The organism is Treponema socranskii subsp. buccale, assembly GCF_024181585.1.
Taxonomy (GTDB): domain Bacteria; phylum Spirochaetota; class Spirochaetia; order Treponematales; family Treponemataceae; genus Treponema_D; species Treponema_D buccale.
Window position 1 is genome coordinate 69,006 of the sequence record NZ_CP054258.1, and the last position, 18,741, is coordinate 87,746.

At 48.5% G+C, this 18,741-nt stretch carries 16 protein-coding genes; 6 read left to right on the plus strand and 10 right to left on the minus strand.

Features of this window, described 5'->3' with window-relative positions; genetic code table 11:
- The first annotated feature begins 8 nt into the window (after positions 1–8).
- A complete protein-coding gene (locus HRI97_RS00335; RefSeq protein WP_253725938.1) occupies positions 9–965 on the plus strand; it encodes an RluA family pseudouridine synthase in 957 nt (318 codons plus the stop codon).
- Positions 946–4,083, plus strand: a complete 3,138-nt coding sequence (locus HRI97_RS00340) for a hypothetical protein (protein WP_253725939.1) — start codon at positions 946–948, stop codon at positions 4,081–4,083. The genes HRI97_RS00335 and HRI97_RS00340 overlap by 20 nt, the downstream gene beginning before the upstream one ends.
- A 99-nt stretch (positions 4,084–4,182) precedes the next feature.
- On the opposite strand, the gene HRI97_RS00345 is transcribed toward HRI97_RS00340, so the two are convergent.
- The 3 genes from HRI97_RS00345 to HRI97_RS00355 all read right to left on the minus strand — a co-directional run bounded on the left by HRI97_RS00345 (position 4,183) and on the right by HRI97_RS00355 (position 6,798).
- The gene (locus HRI97_RS00345) at positions 4,183–4,596 is read right to left on the minus strand and encodes an EamA family transporter (protein WP_253725940.1); all 414 of its coding nucleotides are present in this window, start codon (positions 4,594–4,596) and stop codon (positions 4,183–4,185) included.
- Between the two features lie 98 nt (positions 4,597–4,694).
- Positions 4,695–6,059, minus strand: a complete 1,365-nt coding sequence (locus tag HRI97_RS00350) for an aminopeptidase (protein ID WP_253725941.1) — start codon at positions 6,057–6,059, stop codon at positions 4,695–4,697.
- 277 nt (positions 6,060–6,336) lie between these two features.
- A complete protein-coding gene (locus HRI97_RS00355; RefSeq protein ID WP_253725942.1) occupies positions 6,337–6,798 on the minus strand; it encodes a chemotaxis protein CheX in 462 nt (153 codons plus the stop codon).
- A 109-nt stretch (positions 6,799–6,907) separates the two neighbouring features.
- On the opposite strand from HRI97_RS00355, the gene HRI97_RS00360 reads away from it, so the two are divergent.
- Positions 6,908–7,672: an IclR family transcriptional regulator gene (locus tag HRI97_RS00360; protein ID WP_253725943.1), complete on the plus strand. Its 765-nt coding sequence runs from the start codon at positions 6,908–6,910 to the stop codon at positions 7,670–7,672.
- A gap of 81 nt (positions 7,673–7,753) precedes the next feature.
- Here the strand turns inward: HRI97_RS00360 and HRI97_RS00365 are convergent, their stop codons facing one another.
- From HRI97_RS00365 to HRI97_RS00375, 3 genes are read right to left on the minus strand one after another with little or no spacing between them, the layout of a single operon-like run.
- Positions 7,754–8,599 (minus strand): carbohydrate ABC transporter permease, encoded by an 846-nt coding sequence (locus HRI97_RS00365; protein ID WP_180487483.1) that lies wholly within the window; start codon positions 8,597–8,599, stop codon positions 7,754–7,756.
- On the minus strand, positions 8,596–9,498 hold the full coding sequence (locus HRI97_RS00370) for a carbohydrate ABC transporter permease (protein ID WP_180487484.1): 903 nt from the start codon (positions 9,496–9,498) through the stop codon (positions 8,596–8,598). Before HRI97_RS00370 ends, HRI97_RS00365 begins: the two co-directional genes overlap by 4 nt.
- Before the next feature lie 2 nt (positions 9,499–9,500).
- A complete protein-coding gene (locus HRI97_RS00375) occupies positions 9,501–10,766 on the minus strand; it encodes an ABC transporter substrate-binding protein (RefSeq protein ID WP_253725944.1) in 1,266 nt (421 codons plus the stop codon).
- A gap of 161 nt (positions 10,767–10,927) precedes the next feature.
- Between HRI97_RS00375 and HRI97_RS00380 the strand changes: the two genes are divergently transcribed.
- From HRI97_RS00380 to HRI97_RS00390, 3 genes are read left to right on the plus strand one after another with little or no spacing between them, the layout of a single operon-like run.
- Positions 10,928–11,812, plus strand: a complete 885-nt coding sequence (locus HRI97_RS00380) for an ROK family protein (protein ID WP_253727333.1) — start codon at positions 10,928–10,930, stop codon at positions 11,810–11,812.
- A 52-nt stretch (positions 11,813–11,864) separates the two neighbouring features.
- Positions 11,865–12,914, plus strand: a complete 1,050-nt coding sequence (locus HRI97_RS00385) for an SIS domain-containing protein (protein ID WP_180487487.1) — start codon at positions 11,865–11,867, stop codon at positions 12,912–12,914.
- Between the two features lie 31 nt (positions 12,915–12,945).
- On the plus strand, positions 12,946–13,737 hold the full coding sequence (locus HRI97_RS00390) for a MurR/RpiR family transcriptional regulator (RefSeq protein WP_253725945.1): 792 nt from the start codon (positions 12,946–12,948) through the stop codon (positions 13,735–13,737).
- 258 nt (positions 13,738–13,995) lie between these two features.
- On the opposite strand, the gene HRI97_RS00395 is transcribed toward HRI97_RS00390, so the two are convergent.
- The 4 genes from HRI97_RS00395 to HRI97_RS00410 form a co-directional block, all read right to left on the minus strand.
- Positions 13,996–15,432 carry an aldehyde dehydrogenase family protein gene (locus tag HRI97_RS00395; protein WP_016521298.1) on the minus strand — a complete coding sequence of 479 codons (1,437 nt, stop codon included), beginning with the start codon at positions 15,430–15,432 and terminating at the stop codon, positions 13,996–13,998.
- A 20-nt stretch (positions 15,433–15,452) separates the two neighbouring features.
- Entirely contained in the window at positions 15,453–16,622 is a 1,170-nt protein-coding gene (locus tag HRI97_RS00400; protein WP_253725947.1) for an FIST signal transduction protein, read from the minus strand.
- 472 nt (positions 16,623–17,094) lie between these two features.
- Positions 17,095–18,309, minus strand: a complete 1,215-nt coding sequence (locus HRI97_RS00405) for a pyridoxamine 5'-phosphate oxidase family protein (protein WP_253725948.1) — start codon at positions 18,307–18,309, stop codon at positions 17,095–17,097.
- A gap of 123 nt (positions 18,310–18,432) precedes the next feature.
- On the minus strand, positions 18,433–18,711 hold the full coding sequence (locus HRI97_RS00410) for a hypothetical protein (protein ID WP_253725949.1): 279 nt from the start codon (positions 18,709–18,711) through the stop codon (positions 18,433–18,435).
- Positions 18,712–18,741: the final 30 nt, after the last annotated feature.

The window sequence follows — 18,741 nt, forward strand, 5'->3', positions numbered from 1 at the left end:
TAATAATTATGGAAAAGCCGAGCACGCAATACAAGCGCGAACATAAAATCGATTTCGGACGCGAGCGAATCGATATCCTCTATGAAGATGCGTATATCGTTGTCATACATAAACCGTCGGGCATGCTTTCCGTTCCGTATCCGGGCAGCAAAGCGCGGACGGCGCTCGACGTGCTCTGCCGCATCATGAGGAGCAAAGGCACGTATTCGCAGCGGCATCGTCCCTTCGTCGTACACCGCCTCGACCGCGACACGTCCGGCGTTATGCTCTTTGCGCTGAGCGAGCAGGTACAGCGCTCGCTTATGCGTTCTTGGCAAAAAGTCGTCAGTAAGCGGATATATCGTGCCGTTGCCGAAAATCCGAAAGGGCCTGCGCTTCCCGATTCCGGCGTCATCGACGCGCCTCTTGCGTACAACGCGTACAATATCGGCTTCGTTCCGAAAGCGGACGATAAGCCTTCCGATAAAGCGTACCGGATAAAACGATTCGATAAAAATAAAACGACTTACGTGAAACATCTCGATTTTTCCGGCGGAAAGGCGAAGTTTAAAACGGTCGAAGCGCGTACACGCTATCGCATCGTAGAGCGGGGGCGGACGCATACGCTTTTCGAGCTCGACCTCGATACCGGCAAAAAAAATCAAATACGCGCGCACCTCGCGTCGAAAGGCTGTCCGATTGCGGGAGATGAAACGCACCGCGCTCGTACCGATCCGTTTTGCCGCCTTGCGCTTCACGCGCGTACTATCGAATTCGTCCATCCCGCAACGCACAAAACCGTACGCTTCGAAGTTCCCGAACCCGAAGCTTGGCTCGAATATGTCCGTCGCGGCGATGAAATACCTGAGCTTCCGGTATGGCGGAAGGAAAGAGGAATGCGCGGTAAGCCGGCTTTGCCGCGCGATTTTGCCGCTTCGCAAAAGGGCGGCACGGGCGGTGCAGTATATGAAAAAAATAATAATTAATTTTTTTATCGTCTCGATTTTTATATCGCTTTCGCTCAGTGCCGCCGACGGTGTCATGTGGGGCGAAAAAGATATCCGCGTCGTAAAGACGCAGTGGTTCGATATCATCTATGCTCCGGATTCCGCCCGAAGCGCCGAACATCTTGCGCGTCATGCGGATGCGATATACGAAGACGTATGCGCGTATCTTGAAACCGAGCAATGGAAGCGCTTTCCCGTCGTCATAACGCCTGCACAGGACGAATTCAACGCGTACTATTCGCCTGCGTGTTACGACACGATCGTCATGTACGATACGCCGGTGACGAAAAAGATCGCCGTCGCATCGGACGATTTTTTGTCGACGTTCCGACACGAGCTCACGCACGCCGTTTCATACAATATGAAAAATGCGTTTTGGCGCGGAGTCGGCGCGGTCTTCGGCGACGTCGTAAATCCCGCGTATTTGTTTATCACGCGGTCACGGACCGAAGGCGTTGCCGTCGCATCGGAAAGTGCCGGCGGCGAAGGACGGTTGAACGATCCGTACAGCGCGCAAACGGTACGGCAGGCAAAAATCGAAGGTGCTTTTCCGTCGCATGCCGATATCTACGGTTCGCGCGATATCTATCCGTACGATACGAATTATCATTTCGGTGCGGCGTTTGAAAACTGGATTCAAAAAACGTACGGTATGAAAAACTATGCGCGCTTTTTATATAAGTGTGTCAACTTTCAAACGGTACACGCATCCGCCGCATTCAAATCGGTGTACGGAATTTCCGTCAAAGAAGCGTGGCGTCTTTTTTACGATTCGGTCGCCGTGCCCGCTTCCGCCGCGCAGTATCCCGACCCGCTCGTCAAAGGCGCATGCAAGGATTATTTTTCCGGCACCGATAAACGCTCGAAAGAAAACGCGCGCGCCTCACGATATGCGTCGCTCGTTTCGTGCAGCTCAGGCTTCGGCTTTGTCGACGACGCAGCCGGAAGTTTTTATTTTTCAAAATGGGATGCCGAACGAAGATGCTGCGATCGCGCAAAAAAAATATGTACCGTCAAAAATCTGCGGCACACATCTCTTTCGACTGACGGCGAATATGCGGCCTTCAGCGTGATGAGCGAAAGGCATGCCGTTCCGAAAAGCGAAGTGCATATCTTTAACATGAAAAGCCGCTCGCGCTATACGATAAGAGAAACGGGACTGCGCGATGCGGCCGTCATCTCATGGAACGGAGAGTATTATCTCGCGGCGGTAAAAACGAAGTCGCAGCAAAGCACGCTCACTGTCTACAAACTTGACAAAAGCGCGGACGGCAAAGTACACGGCGCGTCATTCATCGCATCCCGTCCCCTCGATCGAGGAGACGTCGCATTTACGCCGAAGGACGCAGGCGGCGGCGAAATCGTATACATATGCAAAAGCGGTATGAAATGGTCGATTCGACTGTATTCGATTACGGACGGTTCGGAAAAGGTATACGATGCGCCGTACGATCGCATGGTTATCGGTGATGTTTCGCTTGCAGATGCTGCGGACACTGGTACGGCGGATACTGCAGATCGCTCCGTGAGCGGTGCCGATACCGATTGGAACGCCCGAAGTTCGTATGCTGAAAAAGTATTTACGTTTTCGTGGGCGGCCGAAGATACGATGCCGCGCTTCGGAAAATTAATAATTAAAAAATCCGATGACGACCGAGAGGATTTTGCTTCGATGCTTTTACAGACGGACGATGTGTCGGGCGGCGTATACGATCCCGTCATGCTGCAAAACGGCAGTATCGCATATACGGGGCATTTTTTTCGCGACAATCGCCTTTTGACTGCGGAAAGCGACAGTATACCGATGCGGGAAATCGCGCTCGGCGCAAAACGCGAAAGGCTTGAAAACTCCGATACGGACAAAGCCGCTCCGCACGCACAGGACGTGCAAGCAACAGAAGCTGCAAACAAAGCGCGATCGACGGAAGCTGCCGACAATGTGCAAAGCGGAGAGCAGACGGACGACAATCGAGACGTGCAAATGATTTTTGCCCGATCGAAAAAATACAATCCGTTCGATTATTATAAACGCGGCATCTTTTTGCCGGTCGGCATCGCATCGACATACGGACATAATGCGCTCGGCGATGTGACAAGCATGCTTTTACCGCTGGGTTTTACTTACGCGTCCAATAATCCGTGGTCGTCGAAAATCGCAATCGCGAGCGGAGGTTACAGTATTCTTTCAAACAGCGGAGCGATCGAAACGCGCTTCCAAAGCGGAACGGCGACTCCGCTTTTCAAATATTCGCTCAGCAACCAAATCGAATTCGACCGTCGCGGCTTTAAGCAGACGGCTCACACGGTGAATCTTTCGTCGGCGATTCCCGTCGGCAGGATATCGCGCCTTACGTTCGGGGACGATGTACATGTTTTTGCCGGCAGGCAAAGCCGCACGGAATTTCCGAAAGGTTTCACATCGCTTTTCGGCATCCTTGAAGATGACGATGCTTTACCGATCTTTATCGCGGTTAATAAATTATCCGTCGGCTATTCGAATATTTATAAAACCGGCGCGGGCGTATACGAGAGAGCGGGCTTTGCCGCAAACGCATCGTATATAATCAAATATGAAGCTGCATGGGGAACGCCTTTTTCGCAAAACAATATATATCAAAATCTTTCGGTCAATGCGGCTGTCTGCCTGCCGCGTATTTTGCCGTATGTATGCCGTTATGATTATACGTATAATTTTCCGCTCACGCTCGGCACCCGATTTTTTCCGAGCAGATCGACCTTTATAAAAAATACCGCCGAAATTATTTTGTTTGCGGGCGAAGTGCAAAAAGCGATTCCGCTTTTCTACGTAAACCGCTGGGCGCTGCGTGCATCGTATACCGGCCGTTTCGATTATACGGGCGGCACATCGTGGGATTTTTTTGATGCGCCGCATCTTGTACGGAATCTTTTTTCGGGCGAAATGCGCTATTGCGATTCGGTTACCCTATCCGCATCGCTGACCTTTACACCGAACTTCGGTGCCGCAGCGACGCCGCTTTTGACATCGACCGTGCGCGCGGGTTTGCGTTATGTCATTCGTGAAACCAAAAAGCAAAATTATTTTGCATTCGAATTCGGCTGGAATCTTGCTTATTAAATTATGCTGAACGTTCCCTCACGGGAGCGTGAATTGAAACGTTGTCGATCATGCGCCGACGACCATCGTCGAGGTCGCTCCCTCACGCATCCGCCGTTTTTACAACACCATGACGAGCGTACCCGCCGTAAGGAGGAGCGCACCGACGATCGATTTTACCGAAAATTTTTCGTGCAGAAAAATAAACGCAAGGACGAGCGTGATCACGACGCTCATCTTGTCGACGGGAACGACCTTCGATGCGTCTCCCGTCTGCAGCGCGCGGTAGTAGCAAAGCCACGATGCGCCGGTAGCGAGTCCCGACAGAATTAAAAAAATCCAGCTCTTTTTTGAAATCGCTGCGATGCCGCTTTGCTCGTGTGTGACGAAAACCATAAGCCACGCCATCGCGAGTACGACAAAAGTTCGGATCGCAGTTGCCAGATTCGAATTGACTCCTTCGATTCCGATTTTTGCGAAGATCGAAGTGAGCGCGGCGAACACTGCGGAACAGACGGCAAAGGGCAGCCACATACTATGCCTCCGTGTAACGGTATCGATTGAAAGGCGGATTTTTAAAGCAGTTTGTATTTTGCTATTCTAAAAATCCGCTTAGCTTTTTCAAAAGCGCCTTATTTTTCGAGCGATAAAAATATTTTATAACAATTATACGCCGTGCAGATGTCTTCTTTGTTCGTCAATTCCCACGGCGCGTGCATACTTAAAACCGAAACGCCCGCGTCGAGTACGTCCATGCCGTACTTTGCCGCAAGATAGGCGATCGTACCGCCGCCGCCCTGATCGACTTTTCCGAGTTCGGCCATTTGAAACGGGATGTCGTTTTTTTCCATGAGCGCGCGGACTTTTGCGATGAATTCGGGGTTCGCATCGCTCGCGGAATATTTGCCTCGGCTTCCAGTATATTTGTTAAAGACGATTCCGCCGCCGAGAAACGATGAATTGTCTTTATCGTAGAGGTTGCCGTTCATCGGATCGAATGCCGCGTTGACGTCGCTTGAAAGCATCGCGGAATTTGCAAGGCAGCGCCTGAGCGTCAAATCGCTGTAGCCGCCGCTCATGCGCGAAATGATTTCGGCGACCGCATTTTCGAGCAAGTGCGAACCCATGCCCGTAGCTCCTACGCTTCCGATCTCTTCTTTGTCGACGCAGAGGCAGCAGTTCGTGCGCGCTTTAGCCGAGCTGTCGAAGAGCGCCTGCACCGACGTAAATGCGCATGCGCGGTCGTCCTGCCCGTATGCGAGGATGAGCGATCGATCGATGCCGCAGTCGCGCGATAAGCCTGCCGGAACGATTTCAAGTTCGGCGGATGCGAAGTCTCCTTCATCGATATTGTATTTCGATTTTAATAATTTTAAAACGGCTTTTTTATATTTCTCTTTATTCTTCGAAGATTTTTCATCGCTTTGTTCTTTTTGTTTGTCTTTTTTTTGCGGAATGCCGGAACTCAAAATGAGGTCGAGGTTTTCGCCGGGAATAAAATCCGACGCTTTTTCTTTCATCTGCTCCTGTGCGAGGTGCGGCAAAATGTCCGATACGCAAAACACCGGATCGCCCGCAGCTTCGCCGATCGTCACATTGATGACGCTGCCGTCGGTTTTGCACACAACGCCGTGAATCGCAAGCGGCAGCGTTACCCACTGATATTTTTTAATACCGCCGTAATAGTGCGTATTCAAATACACGATACAGTCTTTTTCATAAACGGGATTTTGCTTTACGTCCAGGCGCGGCGAATCGATGTGCGCGCCGAGGATATTCATGCCGTCTTCGAGACTGCCCGTACCGATTTCAAACAGTGCGACGGTTTTGTGCATTTTTTGCACATACACTTTATCGCCGGCTTTCAGCGTTTTATATGCCGCGATATCTTTATAACCGCGTTTTTCCGCCGCTTCGATGATCCGTGCGGTACACTCGCGTTCGGTTTTTCCGCCGTCTAAAAATTTTTTGTAATCGTTAATAAATTTTTCGTCCATATATGCTCCTAATTATTTGCGTACTTATAAAAACCTGATCAATAGGTTTAATTTCGAGTTTTTTAAAACTCGAAATTTTCCATCCGTTTCGTTCGCCAATTGAATGGCGAGATTCGAAAGTAAATAAAATGATGCGGAGGCGAGGTTCCGGCTGCGTGCCGTTTCGAGCGTTAAGCTTACGGAAGCCTGCTTTAAAAGCTCGACCGCGGCTAAGCGGACGGGTTCTCGCCGAAAGCATACTTTTATTTAGAAATACTTTTGAAACTCGACATTCGACCTATTTAAAACACACGTCAACTTCAAAAGGTCCGTACTGCGTCGTAAACGGAATACCCACGATCGGGTAAGTTTTCGGCCACGAAAGCGTATGATCTTTTCCTGCAACGACAACAGGGGGTGATACTTTTATATCTTTGTTTTTAATTTCCGAAGCCGCATTTCCCGCGATGATATTCGTAAACTCGCTTACGAGCTGTTTTGCAAGTTCTTCCCGCTCCGATTCCATAACGATCTCTATACCCGAGCGTTCCAGCATTTTATCCGCGAGGATTTTATGCAGTCGAAAGGCAACGACACCGTTGTAGTCGCCCGTAATACCGAGCAACCCCGAAATCTCCCACGCATGGCCGGCATTCGGGTCGAGCAGATACGGATCTTTATGCTGCGGCGGCATATCGAACATGTTTTTGAATGCATTTTCGCATGAAACTAAAAACGGATTAATAATTTTAACGTCCATTTCGAATTCAGTATATCGCAATGTAAAATTTGGGGCAAGCGTCGTGAGAACGTCGTGAAAGTACTTGAACAATACGGATACTTTACCGTACATTTAAAGGGGGTGCGCGATGGCGAATGATTACGGCGTTCAGTCTATTGAACGGGCATTGGATATCATCGAAGCGGTAGCGGCAAATAAAAATTCCGCCGTGCTGACGAAAATCGCCGAAAAAACAGGTCTGCATAAAAGTACGGCGTACCGCATTATTGCGACGCTGCTCAAGCGCGGTTATTTAAAAAAGAATGAAGACGGTACATATAAAATCGGATTGAAGCTTATCGAAGCGGTGAGCTACTACATCGACAGTTTGGAGCTGCAAACGGAAGTGCGTCCGTACATCGCACAGATTACGGCAAAGTTCGGGCTTACGTCGCATTTGGGCATTTTGGAAGGCGATAAAGTAGTTTATATCGAAAAGATGGATATATTTTCGAATATCAAATTGTATTCGCAAATCGGACTGCGTATGCATGCATACTGTTCTTCGCTCGGCAAGTGCCTTTTGGCAAATTTTTCCAATACGCAGCTCCGATCGATTATGGGAAGAACCGAATTCACGCGTTTTACTCCGAATACGATTACGACGATTGAAGCGCTGCAAAAAGAAATCGATTCGGTCAGGCAGCGGGGCTGGGCGATCGACAACGAAGAATTCGAAATCGGACACCGCTGTATCGGCGCGCCGGTATACGATTATCGGGGCGATATAATCGCGGCAATAAGCGCAAGCGGCAGCACGAGTATACTCACTGACGAGCGGATTCCCGAAATAGTCGAATACCTGAAACAAACCGCCGCGGAGATTTCTCAAAATATGGGCTACGTGCCGTAAGACGGCATTCATAAAAAAAGCGCCCGCGGATTTTACCCGAAAGCGCCTTTTTTTATTGTTTCCGGACAAGCGATTTATCGTTTATTCTTTTACTCCGCCGACCGCGAGTCCTTTGATAAGCGATTTTTGGAAAATCATGCCGACGAGCACCGGCGGCAAAGATGTTAAAACGCCCGCCGCTGCAATTAAATTGTAATTGGACTGTCTGCCGCTCGCAAGATTCGATATGACTACGGGCAAGGTAAGCGCATTTTTACTGTTTGTAAACAGCATGGCATAAAAATATTCGTCCCATGCCATAATTAACGCCAACAGAGCGACCGTTCCGATCGACGGCAGTAAAAGCGGCATTACAACTTTGAATATACGAGAAAAGATCCCCGCACCGTCCAAAATAGCCGCCTCTTCAAGCGCAAAGGGAATGGTATCGACGGCGTCTTTAAGCAGCCATACGCAAAACGGCAAAACGATCGTGCAATATACGAGAGACAATGCCCAGAATTTATCGAGCATGCCGCCGTTGCTTAAAAAGCGGTAGAGAGGAAGAGCGTATGCGACGGGCGGCAGCATAAATGTGAAAACGGCGCAGCGAAGAATAAAATCCTTTTTTCCGGGATAACGCGAAAAAACCCACGCTGCGGGAACGGTCGCTGTAAGGGAAATGGAAACCGTAAGAATTGAAGTGCGTAAACTGTTCCGCAATGCGAATAAAAACGCTTCGCCTCGGCTGTTTTTTGTTAAAACAAGAAGACTCTTAAACGAATCGAATGTCGGTTTTGCGGGTATCCATTTCAGCGGTTTTTCCGTCAAATCCGCAGCCGTGCTTATCGACATAATAACGAGCCAGAGGAACGGAGCTATGATATACACGACCAATGCGATTATTGCCGCATATTCCAAAACAATAATTATGCGTTTTTGTTTCATACATCGCCCCGCGCTGTGTTTTTCGTATATTTTTTCGGAAGCAAAATCCGCAAATACGCGAAGATAAAAATCATAATCAGGCATACCATAATTATGGCAAGCGCCGCTCCCGAACCGAGCCGGGAATCGGTAAATGCTTCCTGATATATGAAAATACTTGCGGATCTCGTTTTGTTTGCAGGTCCGCCTTTTGTCATAACATAAATAATATCGAATACTTTAATCGCTTCGATTATGCGCAATACCAGCGCGACTTGAATTGACGGGATGATATGCGGCAAAGTAACTGCGGTAAAGCGCTGCCATGCATTCGTTCCGTCTATAACGGCCGCTTCTATTTGATCTTTTGATAGGGTTTGCAGAGCGGCAAGTACGATCAGCGATACCAATGAAAAATTTTTCCAAAGATCCGCAAACATAATGCAAAACAACGCTTTATTTGCATCGCCGAGCCAGCTGGTATAATTTTTTATTATTTTAAGCTGATACAGCAGCGAATTCATCGCGCCGTATTCGGGGTTGTAAATGAGACGCCACATGATTGCATTTACGACGGTCGGTACCGCCCAAGGGAGAATCAAAAGGCCTCTGACCCATTTTACACCCTTGAGCGGCTGATTCAACAATAAAGCGACCGCCGTACCGAGAAGAATTTCCAAAGTGACGTTCACTAACGCAAAAATGCCGGAAACTTTCAACGATGCAAGAAAATCGATATTGCGCAATCCGTTTATAAAATTTTTTAAACCGACCGCATGCCCCTCATTTCCTAAAAGATTGGTATCGGTAAAACTTATGATGAAAGTTTGAACGAGCGGCCAGCCGATGATTAAAATCATCAGGATGAGCATCGGCGTGAGCAAAATATCGGTCTGTCGTATGAGCTTCCGGTTTTTCATACTTACATTCTGCTCATTTCAGCGACGGCTTTGCGCAGCGCTTCCTGCGGACTGAGTTCTCCGTACAGCGCTTTTTGTATATACTGCTGCAAAACGGCGCTGGCTTCCTGATAGCTTGCAACGCTGGGGCGTGCATTCATAATATTAAATGCGATTTTTGCGGTCGCAGCCAGCTCTTCTTTACCGGAGATGATGGCCGGATCGTCATACGACGCCGTCCATACCGGAAGCTGAAGATTCGAATATTTATCCTGAACCTCTTTGCTGCACAGATACAGAATATATTCCAGCGCTTCTTTAGGATGTTTTGTTTTTGAAACGACCGACAGACCCATAGACCCGCTCATTGCCGCGTATTTTTTGCCTCCTTTTATGCCGGGGAGGACGGAAATACCGACTTGAGCTTTTGTCAATTTGCTTTCGGCAGGATCGGAAGCCAATGCGTACATATAAAGCCAGTTCATCGTAAAAGCGCAGTCGCCGCTGGAAAAAACTCTGCGAACGTCTTCTTCGAGATATTCCGTAGAATTGGGATTTAAGAGTTTGTCTTTTTTTAACTGTACAAGCAGTTCCAGCGCTTTGACCCCGGTTTTATCGACAATCCAATTGCCGTTTTTATCCTGGTATTCCGCTCCGTACGCTTCCAAAAAGTTGGAATATACGCAAATTAAAGCTTCGGCTTGCGCAAGGCTGAATGCGAAAGGATATTCGCAAATACCTTTTGCTTTGATTGCTTTTGCCATTTCAACCATTTCTTCGATCGTTGCGGGTCCTTTTGTATAGCCGGCACGGGCGAGCATATTTTTATTATAAAAAAGATACATGCAGTCCAAAAACCACGGCAGTCCGACAATTTTGCCTTTTTTTGTAGTAAAATTCCAACCGCCGGCAAGGACGCCTTTTTTGTAGGACTCCGGCACTTGTGCGGTAATATCGGAAATGATACCTTTTTGGGCATATTCGGCATACCAAATATCGTCAACCAATACAGCATCGTAAGGATTGTTTGACCCGTATGCCAATATCGTTTTATTCCGAAGCTCTTCGTAGGGTACGAATTCGGTTTGTACAACGATATTCGGATGCTTTTTCATAAAGTCGGCGGTCATATCGTTGACGTTTTGTTCGGAATAAGCGGCTTGTGCCATGGCGAGAAAGCGGATTTGTACTTTGTCCGAAGCAGCTCCGTTTCCGCCGTCCGTACTGCCGACAGCGAAAATATGCGCAACGATACAAGCGCATCCGATAATCATCGGGAATTTTTTCATACCGGTTACCTCCTTATAACTGGGGTTTTTAATCTTTATAAGGATATTATATCCGTCTTTTTTGAGCTGTCAAGTATAAAATATCCATAATTTATCGAATTTTGGATATATAATCCTTTACAAAATATTTTTTCGGATATATAATCCATTTTGTGATAAAAATGAAAAATAACGTCGCTTGGGGTTTCGACCTCGGCGGAACGCAAATGCGCTGCGCTCTTGTTGAAGGTTCGGCCGTTAAAAGCAGGATTTTCCGCTGTGCCACACAGCGCGACCGCCCTCCCGCGGATATAGTAAACGATATTATATCTTTGATTCAAACGGCCGAAAAAGAAACGGGAAAAAAAGGGCTTCCGGTCGGGATGGGTGTTCCTACATCGATTACAAACGGCTGTCTTGATACTTGCGAAAATCTGCCGACCATGCCGAATTACCCTTTGGCAAAAGAACTTTCGCAGCGTTTAGGCAGAACGGTCGTCTTGGAAAACGACGCGTCGTGTTTCGTTTTGGGAGAATACGCGCTGTTTGACGATGGGGTAAAAAAGACCCTGCTCGGCTTTACACTCGGAACGAGCATCGGGATGGGGATTATCATAAACGGAAAGCTTTTTAAAGGCGCACGCGGACAAGCGGGCGAAATTTGGCGCTCGCCGATATCTATAGCCGGCGATGAAAGCGATGCGAGCGTAGAAAAAGATCAAATCGTCGACCGCTGTCTGGGAGGTCGTTTTTTGGGAAGTTTGTATAAAAAATTTTCAGGTACGGAAATTTCCGGGGCGCAAATACACGAAAAAGCGGTGCAAAACGATCCTGCCGCCTTGCAGTGTTTTGCAGTATACGGCCGTCGCCTCGGTGCGTTTTTGTGTCAGGCCGTCAATATGTTCGATCCGCATGCGATAGTTTTCGGCGGTTCGGTTTCATCGGACTACGCGTTTTTTGCACCGGAGTTTTCCAACTTTTCCGCTTTAAAAGGAATTCAAATATATAAAACAAAGGCGGGAGATACGGCGCCCATTTTAGGCGCCGCATCGCTGATACAATATTAAACCTGCTGCGGGATAATTCGTTCGGCGGCAGATACTATTTGAGGTGGATTATATGAGCAAATTTTATGATGAAATTGTACAAATACCCGAAGCGCTTCACCGCGTCGTCGATTATTATCGAGCGGAAGGACTTAAAAAGCTTACGGATTGGCAAAAGCTTGTAAGCGAACATTCGGCATTGAGTTTTCTCGGAATGGGTACTTCCGAATTTTCAATTTACAGCGCGCTGCCGAAATTCGAACAGAACGGGCTTCCGATTTCCGTCCGCGATGCCGGCGAATATTTGTATTACGGAGTACAAAAACAAAACGAAAAAACGCTGTCGATTTTAACCAGCCAATCGGGTGAAAGCGTTGAAATCCGAAAATTGATCGAAGCGGGACGCATCGGTTCGTCTATGGTAGGAATCACAAACGATACCGAAAGCATTTTGGGTAAAAGTGCCCGACTCGTTTTTCCATTGTTCGGAGGAGAAGAGGCGAGCATTTCGGCAAAAACATATACGAACACGCTTGCCGTATTGAATTTTATGGGCGAAACCCTCGCAAAAAAACAAGTGCCGTCAGCAAGCTTTTTCGACACGCTCGATAAAGGCGCCGATTCATTGCTTTCCGTTTCGGATGAAGAAATTCAGGAAGCCGTTCATCATCTGCTTCCGGGAGATGCGATCGCCTTTGTGGGGCGCGGTCCCGCGTACACCTGCGCAAGGCAATCGGCGCTCACTTTTATGGAAGGCACTCACTGTTTAAGTTCGCCCTTTACGGGCGGCGCATTTCGTCACGGGCCGTTCGAATCCGTCGGAAAATTATTTTCGATCGTGATTTATTGCGCCAAAGGAAAAACAAGCGCTTTTTCATGGAAGCTTGCTTCGGATTCGGCTGAACACGGTGCGAAAGTTTTGGTTATAACCGACGACACTCCGTCCGTATCGCATAAATCGATCAAAGTGTTGAAAATCGGCTCGGTGTTTTCCGGCGACGAAACTTTGTTTCCTTTAGCCGTTTCGGGCATTCATCCCAGGATCATTCACTTCCTCGCCGCCGCGCGCGGATTGGAAGCGGGGATTTTCAATTACGGCGGAAAAATCACCGTCACCGAATAAAAGATAAACAAAGATGCAAGAAACTTCGATTTTGAACGATATCCGCTCAATGCTTCCCGTTTTCAGCGAAACCGAACGGAAATTTGCAGAATATGTTTTGCGGGAAAACGAGCTCATTTATAAATCGATAACGATGGCAACCGAAGAAAGCGGCGTCGGTTACGGAACGATAATCCGATTTTGCCAAAAGCTTAAATGCAAGGGATTTCAGGACTTTAAAATAAAGCTTGCTCTCGAGCCGTCGCAAAAAGAAAGCGACACGCCGCCGGACGAAGACAGTTTTCTTGCCTCCGTTTGCAAAGATATCCGGACGGTAAACGAGGCAATAGAGCCGGCCGTTTTCGAGCGGGCGGTAAAGATTTTGGTTCCTGCAAAAAAAATACTTGTCATCGGAAGCGGCGGCTCTTATGCTCAAGCGTGGGACTTATGTTATCGGCTTATGCGGATCGGCTTTGACGTCGCGGTTGAAGGAGATTCTCATTTGCAGGCGATTCGCGCTTCAACGCTGAATGCGGGTGACGTTTTAATTGCGGTTTCTTTTTCGGGAAGTACAAAGGGAATTTTAAACGCCGTCCGGCAGGGAAAAAAAACGAAAGCTGCCGTTATCGCCGTTACCAATTACGAACGTTCTCCGCTGGGAGCCGCCGCGGATCTGACTTTTTGCCTTAAACTGCGCTCCCAAGTCCTCGACGCCGAAATCGGAAGTAAAATTCCCGTGTCGTTTTTAATAGAAGTATTATGCAACAGATTGTTTAAAAGTGTGCCGAATGCGGCTCATGCTTTGAACTTAACGGCACACAGCGTATCGTCGGAATTGTTTTAAAAGCGAAAGGGAACTTGTAAATTTTATCGCCCTTTAAAACAATACCCTCGCGCTTTTAAAAATACCGTAACAAAAAATATCCGCGTGCGTTAAAAAAGACGCAACAAAAAATTACCCCAAGCGCGTTTTGCGGCGCTCATAAGAAAAGGTACACAAAGCGAATCTTTATCCGGCAGCGTGTTTTACGGCGTTCATAAAAAAAGCGCCCGCGGATTTTACCCGAAAGCGCCTTTCGGAATTTTTATAAGCTGTTTTATTTTACGCTTCAATAATATTTTTCAGCACGACGGTTTTTATCTTCGTCATTTCGTTGAACGTGGACATGACGCCTTCAGTGCCGATGCCGCTGTGCTTCCACCCGCCGAAGGGCATCTCAAACGAGCGATAAAAACTCGCTCCGTTGATAACCGCTTCGCCCGCTTCCATCGCGTTCGCGATTTTAAACGCACGTTTTTGATCGCGTGAAAATACACAGCTCGATAAGCCGAACACGGAATTGTTCGCGATTTCGATCGCTTCTTCGTCGGTGTCGAATCCGATAATCGGTACGACGGGACCGAATATTTCCATGTCTTTTGCGACATCGGCCGTTTTCGGAACATCCGTGATGACCGTCGGTTCGTAAAAAGCGCCGTTGCGTTTTCCGCCCAAAACGATTTTGCCGCCCTGTTCGACGGTTTTTTGCACTTGCTTTTCAACCTGTATCGCCGCTTTTTCGCTGATAAGGCAGGCGATCTTCGTATCTTCGTCGGCAGGATCGCCGAATTTCAGCTGCTTTATTCTTGCAACGGTTTTTTTCGCGAATTCGTCTTTCAGCGAATTGTGAATGATAAAGCGCTTGCTTGCGCAGCATACCTGTCCGGTATTGTACATGCGCCCCCACACGAGCTCTTCGACCGCCAAATCGACGTCTCCGTCGTCCAGCACGATGAACGCGTCGTTTCCGCCCAATTCAAGTGCCGTGTGCGTAAGGTTTGCGGCCGCCTTTATCGCCGAATCGATTCCGACTTCGGTGCTTCCCGTCAGCGTAACCAAGCCGACCCGCTTGTCGGAAACGGCGTAACTTTTGACGGAGCCGGGAGCCGTAACGCACTGGATCGCACCGTCGGGTACGCCCGCTTCAACGAGCAGTTCCGTCAGCCGCATCAATGTCAACGGATTGTCGGATGAAGGCAGGACGAGCGCGGAGTTGCCCATCATCAAAGCCGGAGCGACTTTTTGGTCGAACAGATCGCACGGAAAATTGAACGGAATGATACACACGACGACACCGACCGGTTCTCTGAGCACCAGCTGCATCGTTGTCTGCTGTCCCGCTTCCGTTCCCTGCGGAATAATCGTGCCGTAAAAGTGTTTTGCCCGCTCGATAAATCCGCTGAAGCCGATCGTAACGTTTCCGATTTCGGCACGCGCTTCGGTTATTGGTTTGCCGTTTTCGCTCGACAAAAGCCGAGCCAAATCTTCGTGCGATTTTTGCACCAAGCTCAAGAACTTATACAACACTTCGGCGCGTTTAAAAACAGGCACTTTCGCCCATTCTTTTTGTCCGCGTACGGCCGCCGCAATCGCCGCATCCAAATCTTTTTCGTTTGCGCGCGGGACACTGTCGATCACTTTGCCGGTCGCAGGCGCGATTACGTCAAAGGTTTGACCGCTCGCGCTGTCCGTTTTTTTTCCGTTGATAATCATCTTCATAATTGTTACCTCTCGTTAATTCATTTTTCACCGAACGCCGTAAAGGACAGCATAAGACCGCCGCAGGTATTGCGACCGTCGTCTTCGTAACCGTATTCGCCGAACGTAAATTCGACGATAAACGGAATCGTTCCCGCCTCTTTTTTAATCGCTGCGGTCAATTCGTTTATCCGCTCTCCGATTCCGATCCGCCTGCCGCCGCAGTGAACCAAATGGAAACCGGCTATCGGCCCTTTCATTTTCGCTTTTAAGTCGGCAAGAGCCGTACTCACGGCTTTTATTAAACCGTCCGTATCGCTTTCGAGGAGGGCTATCGCCGTTCCGACCGCAAGATTGTTTCCTACTGCGATTGAACCGTCGGCATTGCCGTTCATCGGGTGACGCACCGCGATCAAATCGCCCAAGGGATCTTTTACTCCGAGCGGATTCGTAATGGAACGCACGAGCAGATTGCCGCCTTCCGTATCTTTTGTGCTCGCACCCGTCCATTCGCGGTACTGTTCAAGTGCCGGTTTCCCGTTGATTTCCACGAGGGTACGCTCTTTTGCGATTTTGGTGATAACACCGTATTTACCGGTTTCACTGTAGCCGCCGGTATATTTGTTCGCAAAGGCGGCTTTCGTATAGAAAAAAGCAAGGGCTGCACCGTCGCCGGTTATCGTTTTGTCGGCAAACAGCTTCCATTCGCCTGCGAGCGTATTGTCCGCCGCACTGCCGCCGAAAAGCGGTACTCTTCCCACAACGTCGGAAACACCTTTCAAATAGTATTCTTCTTCGCCGGGAGGCGCGACCATATACATATAGGCGGGCGCTTCCTTTTTACCGGCAGCGGCGAGCGCCTTTTCCGCCAATTTCCGTCCCGTTTCCCGCGCACTTCCGCTCTTTGCCAAGCCCGCCGTTCCGACCGTCAAATCGGTATCCGACAGCGCCATGATTCCGACAAAGCCTTTTTCGCCGGTAACAAACCCGTCTTGCGTAACGACGCCGGAAAACGACGTGTTTCCGATCAACGGCACTCCCGGAAGTTCTTCGCCGATCGCTTTCAATAACGCCTGCTGGTCATACGAAACGCCGCTGTATACAAATACAAGTTTCAGATCGTGCAGCGCGTCTTTTACTTTCCGTGCGCATTCCTTTCCCGCCAGTGCCGCATCGGCATTATTGCTGCTCGCAGTCCGTATTCGTAACATAGCAACCTCCTGTAAAAAATTTTATGCTCAATTTCGAGTTTTCTAAAACTCGAAATTTTCCATCCGTTTCGCGTATTAACTGAATGGCGAGTATGAAAAGCAAATAAATTTATGTTTACGGCAAGGTTCCGGCTGCGTGCCGTTTCGAGCGTTAGGCTTACGGAAGCCTGTCTTAAAAAGCTCGACCGCGGCTAAGCAGACGGGTTCTCGCCGTAAACACAGCTTTATCCGCTGATATTTTTCAAACTCGACATTCGACCTTTTGATTTTATGATAGAAGGTGAATTTTCAGCTGTCAACGAAAATAAAAATCGAGGGTTTTGTATATCAAAAATACGGTTTTACGATGTGAAACAATAGATGATTCGGCTTTCGGCAACGGCGGTATATGTGCTTTGCATCGCCGCCGTTTTATTATAGAAAATAATTATTATACAGTAATTTTTAAGCGGGAAGTTTTGATATGCAAAAATTATTGCATATCCTCTTCCAGCCAGCGTTCGAAATCTTTTTCACCGTCGGGGGCGCCGTCGACGAAAGAGGGATCCATGTGCATTAAAAAATGCCAATCGCTTTCTCCCCTTTTTTTATACACGATCGCCTCTCCGTCTTCGGAACCGAAAAACGACCTGTCAACTTCGCAGCCTTGCCGTTCAAGCAAAATTTTTGCGCGTTCGTATGTGCGCTCCCGCTTTTCGATATACGCTTTCACTTCCGCATTGTCGATAACGTATGCGTCCACGCGCGTATATCCTGCCGCAAGTCCCCGATTTGCTTTTTCCATATTCGGAATTTCCCGCCAGATGATTTCCACATCGTCGGGATCCGGAAACATAAAGCGGCTGAGCGGTATACGGTTTCCGTTATATTCGATTTCGGTATAATCGGGCAGTTTTCCGGGACTCAACGTTTCGCGCACGTCGCAAAAATCGCCGTCCCGTTCTTCGCTCATCGCATAACCGGGAACGGATCGAAGATTTTTTCTCGCTTCGTCGATGTTTTCAAACAACGCCACCGGCGTTTCATTTCCGTTTTGATTGAAAACCAATAGATACGTCGTTTGCTTCGGATCGGATTTTTTGCCGTTTTGCCGTTCCGTTTCCGGCTTTTCGATTTCCGATGCAGCGCGTTCGGATACCCTGTTTTCGGGTACAGCGCTTTCCACATCGCCGCTTTTTATCGCACGGTTTTCCTGACGTACGTCTTTCGGCGCTTGGCTCGGCCGGCTCTTCGCCGTTACGCGGGGAACGGAAATCTTTATGACGCTCACCGCCGCCGCCATCTCTTCCGATACGGTAAAAGCTTTGCCGGTTTGCGTTTTCATAATCGACTCCAAACCGAACACCTTTTCCTTCGGGTCTTCGACGATTTCGGCCGTACCGTCACCCATAACGCTCGCATACGCGGAACTGTATTTGCACGGAATGTCGCCGCCTGAAATCGGCGCAATGTCCGTTTCGAGTTCGATACACACGTTCTGATTTTTTTTAATGCAATCGATTTTACGCCCCTCTTTTGCGCTGTGCAGATAGAGCGTCAACGCCCCGTCGGTAAAAACATAACCGTACTGCATCGGTACGACGTAGGGCACGCCGTCGTCGATCATGCCGACATGCACGACTTTCGCTTTTTCGATGATGTTTTCGATTTGCCGGATATCGGTCACTTCTCTGTCTTTTCTTCGCATGCAATCCTCCCGATATAAGCCCTATCGGAAAATTGAATTTTTCAAGTTTTTAAATATAAAAAATATCGCGCATTCCGCAGCGCTCGTTCCGTACAAAAATATACGACGGACAAGATGATGTGTTCAACCGCCCCATGAATCGATAATCGAGCGGATCCGCGCAATATCCGAAAGAATATCATCTCGATTTTTTTCCGAATAGACGGCGATCTTTTGCCGAAGTTTTTGTAAATCGGGAACCAATATCTTAAACCGCTCGAGCGGCACGCTGTCAGGATCGTAGGTGATAAGCACGCTTCCCGTTTTTTCGTTGTACTTCGGATCGGCTGCGGGGCAAATCGAGTGTAATACGGCAAGGGCGGCCGTCCGTATCGCTTCATCGCGGAGTGCTGGATCGCGCAAACGCAGTCTCCCCGGAAAATAATTGATTTG